Genomic DNA, 17,926 nt, shown 5'->3' with positions numbered 1-17,926 from the left:
TCGCCGGATCGCCGGTGACCGGATCGGGGTCGGGTCGGGGCCGGGATGCAGACAAAGACGCCACGGTGATTCCCGCGATGCCGGCGGAACCGCGGCCGGCAATGCTGCCGCTCGCCCCCACAAGCCGATCGCGCCGGCGCGCTACTCCCCGCAGAAGCAATGCGCCAGCGACTTCACCGGCACGCCGGCGACCGGTTGGATCGCGCCTTCGAGCAGCTTCAGGTCGGCGTCCACCTGCGGCAGCGCCTTGGCCAGCACGCCGCGGGCGATGTCCGAGTCACCCAGCACCATCGCGCCGATCCGGCTGCTGGCGAAGCCGGTGAACCACTGCTCGAACGGCGTCGCGATCTTCTCGACGTAGTACACCGCATAGTCGTCGCCGAGGTCGGCCAGCTTCGCGGCCGCGTCGATGGCCGCCTGCAGCCCGCCGAGCTCGTCGACCAGTCCGCGCGCCTTGGCCTGCGCACCGCTCCAGACCCGGCCGCGGGCGACCGCGTCGATGGCGGCCACCGGCTGTTCGCGCGCTTCGGCGACCTTGCCGATGAAGTCGCGGTAGCCCTTTTCGATCACCGACTGGATGACCTGGCCCACCTGCGGGTCCAGTTCGCGGGTGATGTCGAAGGCGCCGGCGAACGGCGTGGTGCCGACGCCGTCGGTATGCACGCCGATCTTGTCGAGCGCGCGCGGGAGGGTCGGGATCATGCCGAAGATGCCGATCGAGCCGGTGATCGTCGACGGGTCGGCGTAGATGCTGTCGGCGTCCATGCTGATCCAGTAGCCGCCGGATGCGGCCAGGTCGCCCATCGACACCACCACCGGCTTGCCGGCCGCTTGCAGCGCGACCACCTCGCGGCGGATCTGCTCGGAGGCGAACACCTCGCCGCCGGGCGAGTCAACCCGCAGCACCACGGCCTTCACGTTGGCATCGTCGCGGGCCTGCCGCAGCAGCGCCGAGGTGGATTCGCCACCGATCACGCCCGGCGGTTGCTCGCCGCCGGTGATCGAACCTTCCGCCACGACGACCGCGACGTGCGGGCGCACCGCGGCGACCGGGCCGATGGCGGTGTCCAGATGGCCGAGGTAGCCGTCCAGCGACACCTGGCGGAAGCCGCCCTCGGCGTCGGCATCGGCGACGCCGCGCTCGACCAGCAGGTCGGCGACCTGTTCGCGGGTCTTCAGGCCGTCGACGAATCCGTGCTCCAGCGCGTGGCGGGCGAGGTCGCCGCCGACCGCGGCGATCTGCTCCGGCAGCTGCCGGATGCCCGCGGCGATGGATGCCGGCGCGATGTCGCGCGCCTTGCCGATGTCGGCGAGGTAGCGGTTCCAGAGGTCGTTCATCCAGTACAGGTCGGCCTCCTTCGACTCCGGCGAGGCCGCATCGAGCACGAACGGCTCGGCCGCCGACTTGTACTCGCCCACCTTGAACAGGTGGACGTCGACGCCGAGCTTGTCCTGCAGGCCCTCGCGGTAGTACTGGCGATAGCGGCCGAGGCCTTCCAGCAGCATGCCGCCCATCGGGTCGAGGTAGACCTCGTCGGCCTGCGCGGCGACCAGGTACTGCTCCTGCGACATCATTTCGGAGAACGCGACCACCTGCTTGCCGCTCCCGCGCAGCCGGGCAACCGCCGCGGCGACCTCGCGCCGGCTGGCCATGCCACCGCCGACCAGGCCGTCGAGCTGCAGCAGCACGCGCTCGATCCGCTCGTCATCGCGCGCGTTGTCGAGCGCGCGCAGCAGGTCGCGCAGCTGCACCTCGCCACTGTCGTCGCCCAGCGCCTTGGCCACCGCGCGGGTGGCGGGGTCGACGCTGTACTGCTCGACCAGCGCGCCCTCCGGCGCGATCACCAGGGTGGTGCGGTCCAGCAGCGGCTCGATGCCGTCGCCGGCGCTCATCAGCGCCAGCACGAAGAACAGCAGGACGAAGAACACCAGATTGAAGATCAACCGGCGGGTGAAGTTCATCGCGTCCCACAGGCCGATGAAGAAACGCGCGATGGGGCCGCGATGCGGGGCCTGGGTCATGGGGTTCTTTTCCAAAGGAGCTTTGCAGTCGATCAGGCCAGCCTACCTGCTGGGCCGTTCCGCTTCATCGGTCGGAGGTCACCCGCGCCGCGTCGGGCGCCGGGTCGCCGGCTGACCGGTTCAGCAAGCGGCGCAGGTGTTCGGGCCGGCTGGAGCGGGAAAAACGCAGGCCGAGCAGCACCGCCGCGACCAGCAGCCCGGCGATCAGCCCCAGCCACATGCCGCGCGGACCGAGCGCCGGCACGAACCCGCCCAGCCCGAGCCCCAGGCCCGCGCCGAGCGGCATGCCGATCGCCCAGTAGGCCAGCACCGCCAGCAGCATCGGCACCCGGGTGTCGCCCAGCCCGCGCAGCGCGCCGGCCGACAGCACCTGCACGCCGTCGGGAAACTGGAACGCCGCCGCGTACAGCAGCAGCACCGCGGCCAGTGCGGCCACCGCGGCGTCGTCGGTGTAGAAGCCGACGATCCATTCGTTGCCCAGCAGCAGCGACAGCGCCGACACCGTCTGGGTGGCGAGCACGATCACGTAGCCGGCCCGCGCGGCGCGGCGCACGCCGCCGGCATCGCCGCGACCGAGCGCGTGGCCGACCCGCACCGTGGTCGCCTCGGCCAGCCCCATCGGGATCATGAAGCACAGGCTGGCGACGTTGATCGCGATCTGGTGCGCCGCCGCCGGGACCTCGCCGAGCCGGCCGATCAGCAGCGCGGTGGCGATGAACAGGCCGCCCTCCATCGCCACCGTGACCCCGATCGGCAGGCCGGTCGCGAGCAGCCCGCGGATCGTGGCCCAGCGTGGCGGGTCGAAGCGGGCGAACAGGCGCAGCCCGGCGAACCGCTTCGAGCGCCGCAGGTACAGCACGAAGGCGATCGCCTGCGCCCACATCATCACCGCCGAGGCCACGCCGGGTCCGCCCGCGCCCAGCTCCGGAAAGCCGAACGCCCCGTAGGTCAGCACGTAGCCGATCGGCAGCAGCAACCCGAGCCCGCCAAAGCCGAGCACCATCGTCGGCAGGGTGAAGTGCAGGCCGTCGCTGAGGTAGCGCATGCACAGATACAGGGTCAGCGCCGGCACGCCCCAGCGGATGCCGTGGATGAAGTCGGTCGCGCCGGGGACGATCGCCGGCGCGATGCCCATCGGCGCGAGCGCGTGCGCCGCGGCGGTCATGAAGCCGAACAGCAGCACCCCGAGCACCGCCGCCAGCCACAGCGCCTGGCGGAACAGCGCGCCAATCTCTTCGCGGCGGCCGGCGCCGTCGAGCTGCGACACCGCCGGCGGCAGCGACATCAACGTGCCCATCGGCACCATCATCGGCAGCCAGAACAACGCGGTGCCGACCGACACCGCGGCCAGCGTTTCGGTGCCGTGGTGGCCGGCGATGACGCTGTCGACGAAACCGATCAGGCCGGTCGACAGGTGGCCGAGCACCAGCGGCGCGGCCAGCACGGCGCTGCGGCGGATCTCGGTGGAGGCGCGCGGCGGCGCGGGGGAAACGCGGGGGGAGGACATCGGACAACCGATCGCGCGACTGCGGCCGCGCCGCCGAACCGCTGTCGGGCGCTGGCGCCGGGTCGCGGCGGGCCGCTATCTTAGCGCCCGCCAGTGACGGCTTCCGGGGAGAACGTCAGCATGAGCGAACACGCGACCACCGCCACCGCGCACCACGCGCTGACGCACTGCGAGAACTGCGCGGCCGAGCTGCACGGCGAGTTCTGCCACGCCTGCGGGCAGTCGGTGCACAACCCGATCCGCCACGCCGGGCATGCGGTGGAGGAATTCTTCGAGGCGTTCTGGCACCTGGACGGCCGGGTCTTCCGCACCCTGCGCGACCTGCTCTCGCCGGGCCGGGTCGCGATCAACTACCTCGCCGGCCACCGCGCCCGCTATATCGCGCCGTTGCGCCTGTTCGTGGTGCTGAGCCTGCTCACGTTCTTCATCGGCGCGGCGACGGTGCACTTCGACGACACCGACGTCGTGAACGTCAACGACAGCGCCGCTCAGTTCGAACGTGCCACCACCGTGGCCGAGGTCGAGCGGTTGCGCGACGAACTGACCGCCGAGATCGACAAGGCACGCGCCGACTCTTCGGATGTTCCGGGCGTTGACATGGCCCTTGTCGCCGCCGAGGCCCGTATCCGCGGTGCGGCCGCGAACCGGCTGGTCGAACTGGGACAGTCGCCCGACGAGCAGGCCGCCGACGCCGCCGTCGGCGCGGACACCGCCTCCGCGCGCGACGACGATGACGGTCTGCGGATCAACCTGTTCGGGCACCGCGGGGCCTGGGATCCGGACACCAACCCGGTGGTGATCGGCTGGTGGCCGGACTTCGCCAACGCCTGGCTCAACCGCAAGGTCGGCAACATCGAACGCAACATGGAGACCGAGGCGTTCGCCTCGCCCGAGTTCTGGGTGCAGGGCCTGATGGCGGCCGCGCCGACCGCGCTGTTCCTGCTGGTGCCGGTGTTCGCGCTGCTGCTGAAGATCGTCTACCTGTTCAGCCGGCGGCTGTACCTGGAGCACTTGGTGGTGGCGCTGTACAGCCATGCGTTCCTGCTGCTGGCGCTGGCGACGCTGTTCGTGCTGTCGCTGCTGGGTGACTGGCTGGGAGCGACCTCGGTGTGGGTCGGCATCGTGATCGCGCTGGCGTGGACCGGCGTGTTTGCGTGGATGGGGCTGTACCTGCTGCTGATGCAGCGGCGGGTGTACCGGCAGGCCTGGTGGCTGACGCTGCTCAAGTACCTGGTGGTGGGCAACATCTACTTCGTGATGCTGCTGGTCGCCACCATCCTGATGTTCCTCGCGCGCCTGGCGCAGGGCTGATCCCGGCACTTGGAGCAGGGCGCCGCCACCTAGCGGTGCAGCCGGTCCCAGAGCCAGTCGTCACGGCTGGCCGCCGCGGTGGACACCAGCTCCCGGCGCAGGCGTTCGCGCTCCTGCGGCGGGGTGCGCTGGACCAGCACCGCCAGGCTCTGCCGCTGCGGCGGGGTCATGGCGTGCAGCACCCGCAGCACGTCGGCGTGTTCCGCAGCCGGGACCTGCGCCAGCAGCGGCTGGAGCGCGGGGTAGTCGGCCCCCAGGTCGGGACCGAGCAGCCAGCCACGGCGTTCGCTGCGGTCCAGCGCCTGGAACTGGGCGCGCAGCTCCTGCTGGCGTTCGGCCGGCAGCCCGGCGAACCATCGCGCTGCCGTCTCCACCCGGTGCCGGGCGGACGGCTCCAGTGCCTGGGCGGCGCGGTAGCGTTCACGCCGGGCGCCGCGCTCGGCCGGTGGCAGCGCGTCCCATTCGGCCGCGCGGGCGGCGAAGGCCTGGCGCCGCGCCTCGCTCCAGCCGGCCCAGCGCGCGGCACGTTCCTGCAGGCGCTCGCGCTGTTCCGGCTGCAGCCGCGGCAGCACGGCCTCGAAGTCACGCAGCACCACGGGCGTGGACCAGGCCACCGCCGCGGCCATCCACAGCAAGGCGGCGACGCCTGCCCGCAGCGGCGCGTGCCGGGAATCAGTGCGGCTCATTGAAGGTCTCCCCGAGGGCGCCGGGTGCCGACGCGACGTTGTCCGGCACCGGCGGCGAAGCGACGACGCCCTCCTCGCGCATCGGCCCCGGCTCGGCCCCCGGCACGGGCGTGCTGGCGCCCTGGGCCGCCAGCCAACTGTAGAAGGCCAGTTCCCGGGCGGCGTCCATGCCCTGCGGATCGGCCAGCAGCTCGAAGTCCCGGTGCGAGACCAGTCCGGCTTCGGCGCCGTAGCGCGAGGCCGGTTCGGCGTCCGGCAGGCCATGCGAGCTTCCGGGTCGGGCGCGTTCGAAGCGCTCCGGCCACAGGAAGGTCGCCAGCAGCGCCAGCACACAGAGGGCCAGCAGCGCCCACAGCAGCGGCCGCAGGTCGCGCGGTGGACGCTGCGGCGGAATCGCGGCGGGCGCCACGGGCGGGGCGTCACCCAACGCGGATTCGCGGGCGCGACCCAGTCGGACCAGTCGCACCGGCGGCAGGGTCTTGATGCGGCGATGGACCTGTTCACGCAGACGCTGCCAGGCCACGGGGTCGGCGCGACCGTCGTCGTGGCGCGGCAGCGCCTGCTGCAGTGCCAGCCGGTAGGTCGCCGGCGCGACGCCGAGCACGGCGGCCGCCTCGGGTTCCTCCAGACCGGCCGCCAGCCGCAACAACAGCGCCGCGCGCGGCCCGCTGCCGAGCCGGGCGAGGCGATCGGTCGTCTCCAGTTCGGCGGCGACCGGTCCGTGCCGGCGCAGCCCGGGCTGGGCCAGCAGCAGCTCCCAGAACCGGCGCGGCCAGTCCGCCATGGCCATTGCCGCCGCCTCGGTCCGGAACCCCCGCATCGCCGCGGCCAGCGCGGCGTCGCCGGTGTCCGGATCGCCGCACTGGAGTTCGGCCAGAACCGCGCCACGCCGTTCGACGCCGCGCAGGAACGCCGCCAGCGCCGCCGGCGCCGCGTGGGCAGTGGGCGGAGTGGCTGGATGGAACGGAGGGGATTCGCTCATCGGAAGGACTTCACCATGACCCGATCATAGCGATCCGTACGGCCCCGGCCGGCGCTTGACAATCCCCGTAAATGTTCGCGAATGAAGCGTGACGAGGGTTGCGGCGAAAATCGGTTGTGCACAGACGGAGGCTTGGTCGCATGAATGCCCTGTTCAGCGTTGAGCGACGCCGCATTGCAGCAATGTTTCACGCGCAAGTGACTGATAAACATCGATTTAGCGTGCTTGGCACTTTTTTCACCAACCCGGCCGGAGGGCTTGTACCAGCGTCGTCGCGCGCCGTCGGCGCGAGTTGATGCACAGACTTATCCACACCAGATGTGGATAACGGGCATTTCCCTTTCAAAACCGGCACTTGGGCCCACTTTGTCAGAGCCGCGGCAGCAATGCCCCGCAACCTGACCCGCGGCGCCCCGGGACAGATCGCTAGACTGCCTCCATGCCGCCGTCCCCGTCGAACCCGCCCGTGCTGCGCGTCGCCCTGCCGTTGCCGCTGCCGCGCCTGTTCGACTATCTCACTCCTGTTTGCGACGGACCGGAGCCTACCGTCGGCGCCCGCGTGCGGGTGCCGTTCGGGGCGCGCGAACTGGTCGGGGTGGTGGTCGCACTGCCGGGCTCGGTGGACGCCGAAGCACCGGCGCTGAAGCCGGCGCTGGCGGTGCTCGACGCCGGGCCGCTGTTCGCCGGCGAGCTGCTGGAGTCGCTGAACTGGCTCGCGCGCTACACCCACGCCCCGCCCGGCGAGGTCTTCGCGACCGCGTTGCCGGGGCCGCTGCGCCACGGCGAAGCCCTGCCGGACACCCGGACCTGGGGTTGGCAGCTCACCGGGGCCGGCCGGACCGGATGGGAGGCGCTGCGGGCCGGCCGGCCACGGCAACTGGCCGAGCGGCTGGCCAGGGGGCCGCTGGACGAGGAGGCGCTCGACGCCGATCCGGCGGCGGGCGGGATCGCCGCCTGGCGAGCCGCCGCGCGCTCGCTGCAGCGTCGCGAACTGGCCGAACGGGTCGCGGTGGCCGGTTCGACGGCGGCGCCACTGCCGCGGCCCGGCCCCGTCCTGCACCCCGAACAGCAGGCGGCGGTGGACTCCGTGCTGTCCGGGCGCGGACGGTTCCACCCGGTCCTGCTCGACGGCGTCACCGGCAGCGGCAAGACCGAGGTGTACCTGCATGCGATCGCCGACTGCCTGGCGCACGGGCGGCAGGCACTGGTGCTGGTCCCGGAGATCGGGTTGACCCCGCAGTTGCTGGCGCGGTTCCGCGCCCGGCTGGGGGTGCCGGTGCACGTGCTTCATTCGGGGCTGTCGGACGGTGACCGCGCCCGCACCTGGGCGGCGTGCCTGCGCGGCCAGGCCCGGGTGGTGGTCGGCACCCGCTCGGCGGTGTTCCTGCCGCTGCCCGAGGCCGGGCTGCTGGTGGTCGACGAGGAGCACGACGGCAGCTACAAGCAGCTCGACGGCATCCGCTACCACGCCCGCGACTTCGCCCTCGTACGCGCCAAGGCGCTGGAGGTGCCGATCGTGCTGGGCAGCGCGACCCCGTCGCTGGAATCGCTGCGCAATGCACAGACCGGACGCTTCGCCTGGTTGCGGCTGCGCCAGCGTGCCGGCGGCGCGCAGCCACCGCGCGTGCGGGTGCTCGACGTCCGCAAGCGACCGCTGGTGGCCGGCATGTCGCCGGAGCTGCTGGATACCGTGGGCCGTGCGCTGGAAGCCGACGGGCAGGTCCTGGTGTTCAGGAACCGGCGCGGCTATGCCCCGGTGCTGCTCTGCCATGACTGCGGCTGGAGCGCGCAGTGCCAGCGTTGCGACGCCCCGATGACGGTCCATGCCGGCGGCCGCCGCCTGCAGTGCCACCATTGCGGCGCGCGCCGGCCGGTGCCCAACGCCTGCCCCGATTGCGGCGGGCTGGCGTTGCAGTCGCAGGGCGCCGGTACCGAACGGATCGAAGAGGCGCTGCAGGCGCGGTTTTCCAACGGCGAGGGCGATGGCGGCGACGTACCGGTGCTGCGGATCGACCGCGGCACCACCCGGCGCCGCGATGCGCTGGAGCAGCACCTGGCCGGTTTCGGCGAACGTCGCGGCATCCTGGTCGGCACCCAGATGCTGGCCAAGGGCCACGATCTGCCCAACCTGACCCTGGTGGCGGTGGTCGGCATCGACGAAGGCCTGTTCTCGGCGGACTTCCGCGCACCGGAGAAGCTGGCGCAACTGCTGATCCAGGTGGCGGGCCGTGCCGGGCGCGCCGAACGCCCCGGCGAGGTCGTGCTGCAGACCCACCACCCCGAGCACCCGCTGCTCGCCACCCTGCTGTCGGGCGGCTATGGGGCATTCGCCGAACTCGAACTGGAACAACGCGAAGCCGCCGGCTTCCCCCCCTTCGCACACCTGGCGATGCTGCGGGCCGAAGCCAAACAGACCGAACGGGCGGACGGCTTCCTGCAGGCCGCGCGGCGGGAGATCTCGAAAGTGCCGGTGCCCGGGCTGGAACTCAGCGGTCCGTTGCCGGCGCCGATGCCGCGACGCGCGGGTTACCAGCGCAGCCAGCTGCTGCTGTCGTCGCCGCAGCGGCGCGAGCTGCACGCCGCCCTCGACGCGGCCCTGCCGGCGATCCGCGCCCTGCCCGAGGCGCGGCGGGTGCGCTGGTCGCTGGATGTGGATCCGGTGGATCTGTACTGATCGTAGCCGGCGAGCCCGGACGGCGTCGGTGCTTCTGCAGGAGCGGCTTCAGCCGCGGTCGGGCATTTCCGTGGGCCGGCTCCGGCCAGATCGATCGCGGCTGAAGCCGCTCCTACAAAAACCCGAAGTTCGCGGGCTGATCGAGGGGCCGCCCGCTACTCCGCCTTCCGCGAGCGCTTCGAGGGCTGGCGCGGCCTGGGCTTCTCACGCACGCGGATGCTCTGCTCGTCGCGCTGGACGTCGAACAGGCCGGTCGCCTCGATCAGGTCGCTGAGCTTGCGGTAGCCGTAGTTGCGCGAGTCGAAGGAGGCCTGGTTGCCGATCTGCTGGCCAACGGCGCCCAGGTTGGACCAGCCGTCGTCGCCGCTGGCGAAATCGACCGCGCCGCGCAGCATCTGCAGCAGGCGCGCGTCGTTGCGCAGTTCGACCGGGGTGCGCGGCTCGGTGGTCGGGGCGGTGCCGCCGTTGTCGGCCTGCCCCAGCGCCTCGACGTAGGTGAACTTGGAACACGCGTTGACGAACGGGTCCGGCGTCTTCTTCTCGCCGAATCCGTACACCTTCACCCCGTCGGTCAGCAGCCGCATCACCAGCGGAGTGAAGTCGGCATCGCTGGAGACGATCGCGAAGCCGTCGAGGTTGCGCGCGTACAGCAGGTCCATGGCGTCGATCACCATCGCCATGTCGGAGGCGTTCTTGCCACGGCTGTAGGCGAACTGCTGGACCGGGCGGATGGCGTACTGGTGCAGGCAGGCTTCCCAGCCCTTGAGGTGCGGGTTCTTCCAGTCGCCATAGGCGCGGCGCACGTTGGCCACGCCGTAGCGTGCCACCTCGGTCAGGATCACGTCGAGCTTGGCCGCCGGGGCGTTGTCGGCGTCGATCAGCAGGGCGATGCGTTTCTCGTCTTGCGCCATGGTGGGTCTCCGCGGGTCCGGGCCGAGCCTAGCGCACCGCGGTGATCGGCAGGACAATGGCCCGGCCGCAAACCGGGAGCGTCGATGCAGCAGCCTCACGTGGTGATCGTCGGTGGCGGGTTCGCCGGCCTCTGGGCGTGCCGCGCACTCGCTCGCGACCCGGTGCGCGTCACCCTGGTGGACCGCCGCAACCACCATCTTTTCCAGCCCCTGCTCTACCAGGTGGCGACCGCCGGGCTGTCGGCGCCCGACATCGCCGCGCCGCTGCGGCACATCCTGCGGCGCCAGGCCAACGCCGAGGTGCGGCTGGGCGAAGTGACCGCCATCGACACCGCGAACCGGCGGATCGCGCTCGCCGACGGCGGCGCGCTGGGCTACGACTTCCTGCTGCTTGCCAGTGGCGCCACCCATGCCTATTTCGGCCACGACGAGTGGGCCGACGTCGCGCCGGGCCTGAAGACGCTGGAGGACGCGCTGGGGATCCGGCGCCGGGTGCTGCTCGCGTTCGAACGGGCCGAGGCGAGCAGCGACCCGGACGAGCGTGCGGCGTGGCTGGAGTTCGCCGTCGTCGGCGGCGGCCCGACCGGGGTCGAGCTGGCCGGCACCCTGGCCGAGATCGCGCGCCATACGTTGCGCCGCGAGTTCCGCCGCATCGACCCGTCTCACGCACGGGTGCGGCTGCTCGAAGCCGGGCCGCGGGTACTGGCGGGCTTCCCCGAGTCGCTGTCGGCACGGGCGGCCGCGCAGCTGCGCCGGCTCGGGGTGGAGGTGGTCACCGGCGCGCCGGTCAGCGCGATCGACCGCGACGGCTACACCCTGACCGGCGATGGCGGGCCGCGCCGGGTGCGGGCACGCACCGTGTTGTGGGCCGCCGGCGTCGCCGCCTCCCCGCTCGGGGCGCTGCTCGGTGCCGAGCTCGACCGCGCCGGCCGGGTGCGGGTGGATCCGGACCTGGGCCTGCCCGGCCGGCCCGAGGTGTTCGTCGCCGGGGATCTCGCCAGCGTGCGGTCCGACGGTCGCCCGGTGCCGGGCGTGGCGCCGGCGGCCAAGCAGATGGGGCGCCACGTCGCCGCCGCGATCCGCGCCCGGCTCGCCGGGCGACCCGCGCCGGCGTTCCGCTACCGCGACTTCGGCAACCTCGCCACCATCGGCCGCATGGCCGCGGTGGTCGACCTGCACGGCATGAAGCTGTCAGGCCTGCCGGCGTGGTGGTTCTGGCTGGTCGCGCACGTGTTCTTCCTGATCGGCTTCCGCAACCGGCTGGCGGTGCTCACCAACTGGGCATGGGCGTACTGGACCTACCAGCGCCACGCGCGGATCATTTTCGGCCGGCCGGAGGCGGAGGCGCCGACGGATCCGCGCGGCACCGGGCCTTTGTAGGAACGGCTTCAGCCGCGATCCGGCGACCGTTCGCTCGCGCCGGTTCCACGATCGCGGCTGAAGCCGCTCCCCCGAAAAGCCGGGCCGCGCAAAAGGAAACGGCCCGGTTTCCGGGCCGCCACCGTGAGACTCGTTACGCCCGCCGTCAGGCCGCGAACAGCGCGCGCATCTTCTTCAACGCGTTGGCTTCGATCTGGCGGATGCGCTCGGCGGACACGCCGTACTCGTCGGCCAGCTCCTGCAGGGTCACCTTGTTCTCGCTGCCCAGCCAGCGCCGGGCGACGATGTCGCGCGAACGCTCATCCAGGCCGGCGAGGCCTTCGCGCAACAGCTGCAGCTGGCTGTCCTCCTCGTCCTCGCGCTCGTACATCTGCGAGGGGTCCTCGGCATCGGCGCGCAGGTAGGCGGCCGGCGACGGCGGGGCGCGGTCGTCGTCCTCGTCGGCCGGGGCATCGAAACCGATGTCGCGGCCGGACAGGCGCGACTCCATCTCCAGCACCTCGCGCTTGGAGACGTTGAGGTCGGCGGCGACCGCGGTCACCTCGGCGTCGTTCATCCAGCCCAGGCGCTTCTTGCTCTTGCGCAGGTTGAAGAACAGCTTGCGCTGCGCCTTGGTGGTGGCGACCTTCACAATGCGCCAGTTCTTGAGGATGAACTCGTGCATCTCGGCGCGGATCCAGTGCACCGCGAAGCTGACCAGGCGCACGCCCTGCTCGGGGTCGAAGCGCTTGACCGCCTTCATCAGGCCGATGTTGCCTTCCTGGATCAGGTCGCCCAGCGGCAGGCCGTAGCCGTTGTAGCCGCGCGCCACGTGCACGACGAAGCGCAGGTGCGAATGCACCAGCTCGCGGGCGGCGTCGAGGTCCTCGTCGTCGCGGAAGCGGCGCGCCAGATGCTGCTCGTCCTCGGCGCTCAGCACCGGGATCTTGTGCACGGCGCCGATGTACGCGTCGAGCGAGCCGAGCGGCGTCAGCGCGTTGAGCGCAGGCACCGGCAGGCTGTTGGAAACCAGGGCGTTGGAAGCGGTGATCTCGGTCATGGCAAGGATGTTAGCAGTCGTCAAGGGGGAGTGCTAAGGCCGAATCAGGGGCTTCATCGTCCCATTCACGGAACAATCAGCCCCGGACACGCAGGTAAGACTGCTCCGGTACGCGTAAGTTCCGGGTCAACAGCGGGGCGAGGCCCGCAGTCCGATCAGCCGCGGGTCAGGCCGGCGGCGGCAGCGACCAGTCGATGGGGGCCTGGCCCCGCCGCACCAGGTATTCGTTGGCCGCGGAGAAGTGCCCGCAGCCGAGGAACCCCCGGTGCGCCGACAGCGGCGAAGGATGGGGCCCCTTGAGCACCCTGTGGCGGCTGCGATCGATCACCGCGCCCTTCTTCTGCGCGTAGCTGCCCCAGAGCAGGAACACCAGCCCTTCGCGTTCACGGTTGAGGGTTTCGACCACGTGGTCGGTGAAACCTTCCCAGCCCTTGCCCGCATGCGCACCGGCGGAGCCGGCCTCCACCGTCAGCACCGCGTTGAGCAGCAGCACGCCCTGTCGCGCCCACGGCAGCAGGCAGCCGTGGGACGGCCGCGGGATGCCGAGGTCGCGCTCGATCTCCTTGTAGACGTTGAGCAGCGACGGCGGCACGTCGACGCCCGGGCGGACCGAGAAGCACAGCCCGTGCGCCTGGCCCGGCCCGTGATACGGATCCTGGCCGAGGATCACCACCCGGGTGGCATCGAACGGGGTCGCGTCGAACGCGGCGAAGATGTCCGGGCCGGGTGGGAAGATCCGCGCGCCCTGCGCCTGCCGCTGGCGCAGGAAGGCCGACAGCGCCTGCATCTCGTCGCGTTGCAGGTAGTCGCCGACCCGCGCCTTCCAGGACGGTTCCAGCCTGATCCGGTCTTCGCTCACGCCAGCTTGGCCGCCCGCAGCTGGAACAGGGTCTTGGTCACCAGCAGGCGCTCCTCGATCGGCTTGAGCACGAGGTCGTTGGCGCCGGCGCGCAGCAGCGCGCTCTGGTTCTCGGGGTTGGCGTCGCCGGTCATCACCAGCACCGGCAGCCGGCGCTTGCCGTAGCCGAAGTCGCCGCGCACCCGTTCGAGCAGGTCGTGGCCGTCGAGATCGCCCTTCAGGTAGACGTCGGTCAGGACCAGGTCGGCGCCCGGATCGTCGTTGCCGCGGTGGGTTTCGAGGTACTCCAGCGCCTCCTCGACGCCGACGAAGTGCAGCACCTGCAACTGCTGGCGCTCGAGCATGCGCTTGGTCGCCAGTGCCACCACCCGGCTGTCCTCGACGTACAGCACGCGCGCGCCCGGGATAGGCTCGGGCTGCACGTAGCCGCGGATGAAGGCGGCCAGGGCGTTGTGGCCGAGCGCCTTGTCGAAGTAGTCGGTGACGTCCTCGGTGAAGCGGCGCGACTCCAGGTGGGACTGCGCCTCGCCCGACACCACGATCACCGGTACGTAGGCCTGGCCGGCGGCTTCGCGGACGGCCCGGGCGAGTTCGATGCCGTCACCGTCGGGCAGCGCCAGCGACGTGGTGACCAGATCGACCGGGCCGGCGGCGAGCGCCGCGCGGGCCTCGTCGATCCCGGCGCACGGCACCACCTCGGCGCCGGCCAGTTCGCGCACCAGCACGTCGCCGATCAGCTTGCGCACCAGTTTCGAGCCGTCCACCACCATCACCCGGGGGGCGTCGGCGGCCACGTGGCGCATCTTGTCCTCGGGATTGCTCATGTGTCGGTGGGTCGGGTCTGGCGGAGGTAATGGCCGGTGACCAGCCCGGCGCCGATCCAGCCGAGCAGGCCGGCGCCGAGCACGATCACCAGCGCATGCTGCGGACCGAAGCCGCGCAGGGCGAAGTCGCTGCCGTAGCTGCGGGCCAGGTCCGCCAGCGGCGCCCGCAGCGACAGGTCCGCCGCGGTCAGCAACGCCAGCGCGAGCGCGCCGGCGACCAGGCCGTAGCTGAGCCCAAGGTACAGGAACGGGCGGCGGATGAAGCCGTCGGTGGCGCCGAGCAGTTGCAGCACGCCGATTTCCTCGGTGCGCTGCTGGATGTCGAGCCGCACGGTGTTGCCGACCACGAGCAGGGCGCCGAGCCCGAGCATCGCCGCCAACACCCAGGCGACGCGCCCCCCGAAGCGCAGCCAGCCGTCCAGCCGCTCACGCCAGGCGGCGTCGTGCTGGACGATGTCGGCTTCGGGCAGTTGCCGCAGCGCGGCGGCCAGCAGCGCCTCGTCGCCGGCGGGGACCACCACCAGCAGGCTCGGCAGCGGATTGCCGTCCAGTCCCGCCAGCGCATCGCCGAGGCCGCTGGATTCGCGCAGTTCGGCCAGCCCCTGTTCCGGCGTGCGGTGCTCGACCGTCGCGACATCGGTGCGTTCGCGCAGCCGGTCGGCCAGCGCGCCGGCCACCTCGACCGTGATTTCCGGCTTGAGGAACAGGCTGATCCGGCGCGCCTCCTGCACGTCGCCGGCAAAGCGCTCGATGTTGGCCAGGGTCGCCCACAGGCCGAGTGGGAGCGCGAGCGCGACCGCCATCACGCCGATCGTCAACGCCGTCGACCACGGTTTGCGCAGCATCCGGCCGAAGCTGGCCACCAGGCTGTAGACGTGGTGGTCGAACCAGGTGCCGGCGCGCGAACGCGACGGGGCCGTGCGGCCGGGCGCAATACTCATTGGGCCAGGTCCTCCGGCGCGATGTCGTCGGCCAGTTCACCCTGGTTGAGCACCAGCACGCGCTTCTTCATGCGCTTGACCAGCGCAAGGTCATGGCTGGCCACCAGCACGCTGGTACCGCGTTCGGGCAGCGATTCGAACAGGGCCATGATCTCGGCCGACAGGGTGGGGTCGAGGTTGCCGGTCGGCTCGTCGGCCACCAGCAGTCTCGGCTCGGCGACGATCGCGCGGGCGATGCCGACGCGCTGCTGCTCGCCCGCCGACAGCTGCGCCGGCAACGCCTGCGCGCGGGCGCCCAGGCTGACCCGGTCGAGCACCGCGCGCACACGCTTGTTGATCTCGGCGCGGCGCATGCCCTGCAGCAGCAGCGGCAGGGCGACGTTGTCGGCGACGTTGCGGTCGGCCAGCAGCCGGTGGTCCTGGAACACCACGCCGACCTCGCGCCGGTGCATGGCCACCTTGCGGCCACGCACGCGCAGCAGGTTTTTGTCGCCGAACAGCACCGCGCCGCGGCTGGGCCGCTCGGCCAGGTGGATGAGCTTGAGCAGGGTGGTCTTGCCGGCGCCGGAATGCCCGGTGACGAACAGCATCTCGCCGGCGCCCACCTCGAAGCTGACCTCGCGCAGGGCCTGGCGGCCGCCGCTGTAGAGCTTGCTGACGTTGTCGAAGCGCAGAACGCTCATCGCGCACCTGTCGAGGACGATCGCCCAAGTATCGATGTCGGCGGCGGCGATGGCCAGCGGGAAGCCGCCGTGGAGCGGCGTGGCTCGCGATCCCCTTACCGGCAAGTACGACCGGCCAGGTGCGGCGACACCCCGGGGACGGTTGCCCCCGGAACGCAGCGGAAAGGGCGATGCCGGTAATGCGGCATCGCCCGGACCGTCATTTCCGCGAACGCGGGTCGCGCTTGACGATGTCCTCCAGCCGGCGGCGGATGCGCGAGAGCAGTCCCGGCTTTGCCGCCGCGCTGGTGCCGGAGGACGGCGGCGCCGGGGACGCCTTGGGCTTGGCCGGTCGCGCGGTGACCTCGCGAGGCTGCCTGGACCCCGCCTGCGATGCGGGCGTGGCGGCGACCGGGGCGTCCGTCCCGGCGTCCCCACCGTCGACCTTGCGGCCACCGCGCCGGCGCCGGCGCTTGCGCGGCGGCCGCTGCGCGTCGTCGTGGGGAACGGTGTCGGGCGCGGTGACCGCGGTCTGCGGGCGCGGTTCGCGCGCGGCCGGCGCCTCGGCACCGGGCTGCGCCGCGGTCTCTTCGCGGCGTGGACGACGGCTGCGGCCGCCCTCGCCCCGGCCACCTTCGCGGCGCGCGCCCTCGCCACCGCTACGGCGTCCACCGCCGCCACCGGTCCGGCTGCGGCCCCCGCCACGACGTTCCTCCTCGGCCGCACGCTGCTCGCGGGCTTCCTTGAAGATCGCGCCGATGCTCTCCTGCTCGCCGTCGTCACCCTCGACCGGCTTGCGCTCCGGCCGCGGCAGCGCGACCAGCAGGTCGGCCTCGACCGGCGCGGTCGGCAGCTTCTGCTCGATGTAGGCCTCGATGTCCGGCAGGCCCATCGCATAGCGCTCGCAGGCAAAGCTGATCGCGTCGCCCTCGGCGCCCAGCCGCGCGGTGCGGCCGATGCGGTGCACGTAGTCCTCGGCGTCGAACGGCAGGTCGTAGTTGAAGACGTGGCTGACGCCGTCGATGTGGAGGCCGCGGGCAGCGACGTCGGTCGCCACCAGCAGTTCGAGCTGGCCCTTCTGGAACCTGTTCAGCAACGACTCGCGCTTTTTCTGCGGGACATCCCCCGACAGCACGCCGACCCGATAGCCGCCCTTCTCCAGCGCGCGGGCGACCCGCTCGACCCAGACCTTGGTGTTGACGAACACCATCGTGCGCGCGCCTTCGCTGCGCGACAGCAGGCCCAGCAGCAGCGGGATCTTCTCCTCGTCGGCCGGGAAGTACACGACCTGGCGGACCTTGGCGGCGGTGATCGTCTCGGTTTCGACCACGAGCTTCTCGGGCTCGTTCATGTGTTCGTAGGCGAGCTCGAGCACGCGGTGGCTGAGGGTCGCGCTGAACAGCAGGGTCTGACGCTCGGTGCGGATCGGCATGCGCCGCAGCAGGAAGCGGATGTCCTTGATGAAGCCGAGGTCGAACATGCGGTCGGCCTCGTCGAGCACGCACATCTCGCAGGCGTGCAGGCTCACCACCTTGTGCTGCTTGACGTAGTCGATCAGCCGGCCCGGGGTGGCGATGATGACGTCGACGCCCTGCTGCAGCAGCTCGCGCTGCTTGTCGTAGTCGACGCCGCCGTAGACCAGGGCGAACTTGAGGCCGAGGTCGGATCCGAACTTGACCGCGTCCTTGTGGATCTGGATCGCCAGCTCGCGGGTCGGCGCCAGGATCAGCGCGCGCGGGTCGCCGGGCTGGCGCTCGGCCAGTGCCGGGCGGGTCAGCAGGCGGTTCATCACCGCGACCAGAAAGGCCAGCGTCTTGCCGGTGCCGGTCTGGGCCTGGCCGGCGACGTCGCCGCCCTTGAGCGCCACCGGCAGGGTCATCGCCTGGATCGGCGTGCACCGGGTGAAGCCGGCCGTCTCCAGTCCGCTCAGCAGGCTCGGATGCAGGTCGAAGGAAGAAAAGGAAATATCGGTAAGGGGCTTGTCGCTCATGCGGGTCGGGGTTCTCGGGATTTCTTTGCGAAACCAGGCGCTTTGCGCGCCTTGCGTGGGTGGCGTCCGCGAAGCAGACTGCCGGGGTCGGCCAGTTTCGTCCCTGACCGCAGCGTGCGGGGCCTTGAAGCCGCCGCG

15 protein-coding genes are annotated in these 17,926 nt (G+C 71.7%); 4 read left to right on the top strand and 11 right to left on the bottom strand.

Annotated features, from left to right (window positions below; genetic code table 11):
• Window positions 1-141 precede the first annotated feature (141 nt).
• Together sppA and U8331_RS01945 are read right to left on the bottom strand one after the other, a co-directional pair.
• A complete protein-coding gene (gene sppA, locus U8331_RS01950) occupies window positions 142-2,022 on the bottom strand; it encodes a signal peptide peptidase SppA (RefSeq protein ID WP_481131958.1) in 1,881 nt (626 codons plus the stop codon).
• Window positions 2,023-2,086: 64 nt separating this feature from the next.
• The gene (locus U8331_RS01945) at window positions 2,087-3,529 is read right to left on the bottom strand and encodes an MATE family efflux transporter (RefSeq protein WP_481131957.1); all 1,443 of its coding nucleotides are present in this window, start codon (window positions 3,527-3,529) and stop codon (window positions 2,087-2,089) included.
• 120 nt (window positions 3,530-3,649) lie between these two features.
• Between U8331_RS01945 and U8331_RS01940 the strand changes: the two genes are divergently transcribed.
• Window positions 3,650-4,840, top strand: a complete 1,191-nt coding sequence (locus tag U8331_RS01940) for a DUF3667 domain-containing protein (RefSeq protein ID WP_481131956.1) — start codon at window positions 3,650-3,652, stop codon at window positions 4,838-4,840.
• A gap of 29 nt (window positions 4,841-4,869) precedes the next feature.
• On the opposite strand, the gene U8331_RS01935 is transcribed toward U8331_RS01940, so the two are convergent.
• Complete coding sequence (locus tag U8331_RS01935; protein ID WP_481131955.1) at window positions 4,870-5,526, bottom strand: DUF3106 domain-containing protein; 657 nt, start codon at window positions 5,524-5,526, stop codon at window positions 4,870-4,872.
• Window positions 5,513-6,508, bottom strand: a complete 996-nt coding sequence (locus U8331_RS01930; RefSeq protein WP_481131954.1) for a hypothetical protein — start codon at window positions 6,506-6,508, stop codon at window positions 5,513-5,515. Before U8331_RS01930 ends, U8331_RS01935 begins: the two co-directional genes overlap by 14 nt.
• A 140-nt stretch (window positions 6,509-6,648) precedes the next feature.
• On the opposite strand from U8331_RS01930, the gene U8331_RS01925 reads away from it, so the two are divergent.
• Entirely contained in the window at window positions 6,649-6,804 is a 156-nt protein-coding gene (locus U8331_RS01925; protein WP_481131953.1) for a hypothetical protein, read from the top strand.
• 143 nt (window positions 6,805-6,947) lie between these two features.
• Window positions 6,948-9,182, top strand: coding sequence for a primosomal protein N' (locus tag U8331_RS01920; protein WP_481131952.1), 2,235 nt, complete (start codon window positions 6,948-6,950; stop codon window positions 9,180-9,182).
• Window positions 9,183-9,337: 155 nt separating this feature from the next.
• Here U8331_RS01920 and U8331_RS01915 read toward each other — a convergent pair whose 3' ends face one another.
• Window positions 9,338-10,093, bottom strand: a complete 756-nt coding sequence (locus U8331_RS01915; protein WP_481131951.1) for an NYN domain-containing protein — start codon at window positions 10,091-10,093, stop codon at window positions 9,338-9,340.
• Window positions 10,094-10,177: 84 nt separating this feature from the next.
• Here U8331_RS01915 and U8331_RS01910 point away from each other — a divergent pair, with 84 nt between their 5' ends.
• Window positions 10,178-11,473, top strand: a complete 1,296-nt coding sequence (locus U8331_RS01910; protein WP_481131950.1) for an NAD(P)/FAD-dependent oxidoreductase — start codon at window positions 10,178-10,180, stop codon at window positions 11,471-11,473.
• A gap of 145 nt (window positions 11,474-11,618) precedes the next feature.
• Here the strand turns inward: U8331_RS01910 and rpoH are convergent, their stop codons facing one another.
• The 6 genes from rpoH to rhlB all read right to left on the bottom strand — a co-directional run bounded on the left by rpoH (window position 11,619) and on the right by rhlB (window position 17,788).
• Complete coding sequence (gene rpoH, locus U8331_RS01905; protein ID WP_481131949.1) at window positions 11,619-12,512, bottom strand: RNA polymerase sigma factor RpoH; 894 nt, start codon at window positions 12,510-12,512, stop codon at window positions 11,619-11,621.
• 166 nt (window positions 12,513-12,678) lie between these two features.
• On the bottom strand, window positions 12,679-13,371 hold the full coding sequence (gene ung / locus U8331_RS01900; RefSeq protein WP_481131948.1) for a uracil-DNA glycosylase: 693 nt from the start codon (window positions 13,369-13,371) through the stop codon (window positions 12,679-12,681).
• Window positions 13,368-14,174 carry a response regulator gene (locus tag U8331_RS01895; RefSeq protein WP_481132867.1) on the bottom strand — a complete coding sequence of 269 codons (807 nt, stop codon included), beginning with the start codon at window positions 14,172-14,174 and terminating at the stop codon, window positions 13,368-13,370. The genes ung and U8331_RS01895 overlap by 4 nt, the downstream gene beginning before the upstream one ends.
• A gap of 17 nt (window positions 14,175-14,191) precedes the next feature.
• On the bottom strand, window positions 14,192-15,136 hold the full coding sequence (gene ftsX, locus U8331_RS01890; RefSeq protein WP_481131947.1) for a permease-like cell division protein FtsX: 945 nt from the start codon (window positions 15,134-15,136) through the stop codon (window positions 14,192-14,194).
• A complete protein-coding gene (ftsE, locus tag U8331_RS01885) occupies window positions 15,133-15,819 on the bottom strand; it encodes a cell division ATP-binding protein FtsE (protein WP_481131946.1) in 687 nt (228 codons plus the stop codon). The genes ftsX and ftsE overlap by 4 nt, the downstream gene beginning before the upstream one ends.
• Window positions 15,820-16,018: 199 nt before the next feature.
• Window positions 16,019-17,788, bottom strand: coding sequence for an ATP-dependent RNA helicase RhlB (gene rhlB / locus U8331_RS01880; RefSeq protein WP_481131945.1), 1,770 nt, complete (start codon window positions 17,786-17,788; stop codon window positions 16,019-16,021).
• Window positions 17,789-17,926: the final 138 nt, after the last annotated feature.

It is taken from the genome of Lysobacter sp. CC-YZS074 (genome assembly GCF_056739745.1).
The sequence above is the reverse complement of the archived record's forward strand: the minus strand, read 5'-3'. Positions and strand labels throughout refer to the sequence as shown.

What these genes read in the sequence shown, in the direction of transcription:
- sppA (WP_481131958.1), bottom strand. Translation starts at nt 2,022, where the DNA reads ATGACCCAGGCCCCGCATCGCGGCCCCATCGCGCGTTTCTTCATCGGC.
- U8331_RS01945 (WP_481131957.1), bottom strand. Translation starts at nt 3,529, where the DNA reads ATGTCCTCCCCCCGCGTTTCCCCCGCGCCGCCGCGCGCCTCCACCGAG.
- U8331_RS01940 (WP_481131956.1), top strand. Translation starts at nt 3,650, where the DNA reads ATGAGCGAACACGCGACCACCGCCACCGCGCACCACGCGCTGACGCAC.
- U8331_RS01935 (WP_481131955.1), bottom strand. Translation starts at nt 5,526, where the DNA reads ATGAGCCGCACTGATTCCCGGCACGCGCCGCTGCGGGCAGGCGTCGCC.
- U8331_RS01930 (WP_481131954.1), bottom strand. Translation starts at nt 6,508, where the DNA reads ATGAGCGAATCCCCTCCGTTCCATCCAGCCACTCCGCCCACTGCCCAC.
- U8331_RS01925 (WP_481131953.1), top strand. Translation starts at nt 6,649, where the DNA reads ATGAATGCCCTGTTCAGCGTTGAGCGACGCCGCATTGCAGCAATGTTT.
- U8331_RS01920 (WP_481131952.1), top strand. Translation starts at nt 6,948, where the DNA reads ATGCCGCCGTCCCCGTCGAACCCGCCCGTGCTGCGCGTCGCCCTGCCG.
- U8331_RS01915 (WP_481131951.1), bottom strand. Translation starts at nt 10,093, where the DNA reads ATGGCGCAAGACGAGAAACGCATCGCCCTGCTGATCGACGCCGACAAC.
- U8331_RS01910 (WP_481131950.1), top strand. Translation starts at nt 10,178, where the DNA reads ATGCAGCAGCCTCACGTGGTGATCGTCGGTGGCGGGTTCGCCGGCCTC.
- rpoH (WP_481131949.1), bottom strand. Translation starts at nt 12,512, where the DNA reads ATGACCGAGATCACCGCTTCCAACGCCCTGGTTTCCAACAGCCTGCCG.
- U8331_RS01895 (WP_481132867.1), bottom strand. Translation starts at nt 14,174, where the DNA reads ATGCGCCACGTGGCCGCCGACGCCCCCCGGGTGATGGTGGTGGACGGC.
- ftsX (WP_481131947.1), bottom strand. Translation starts at nt 15,136, where the DNA reads ATGAGTATTGCGCCCGGCCGCACGGCCCCGTCGCGTTCGCGCGCCGGC.
- ftsE (WP_481131946.1), bottom strand. Translation starts at nt 15,819, where the DNA reads ATGAGCGTTCTGCGCTTCGACAACGTCAGCAAGCTCTACAGCGGCGGC.
- rhlB (WP_481131945.1), bottom strand. Translation starts at nt 17,788, where the DNA reads ATGAGCGACAAGCCCCTTACCGATATTTCCTTTTCTTCCTTCGACCTG.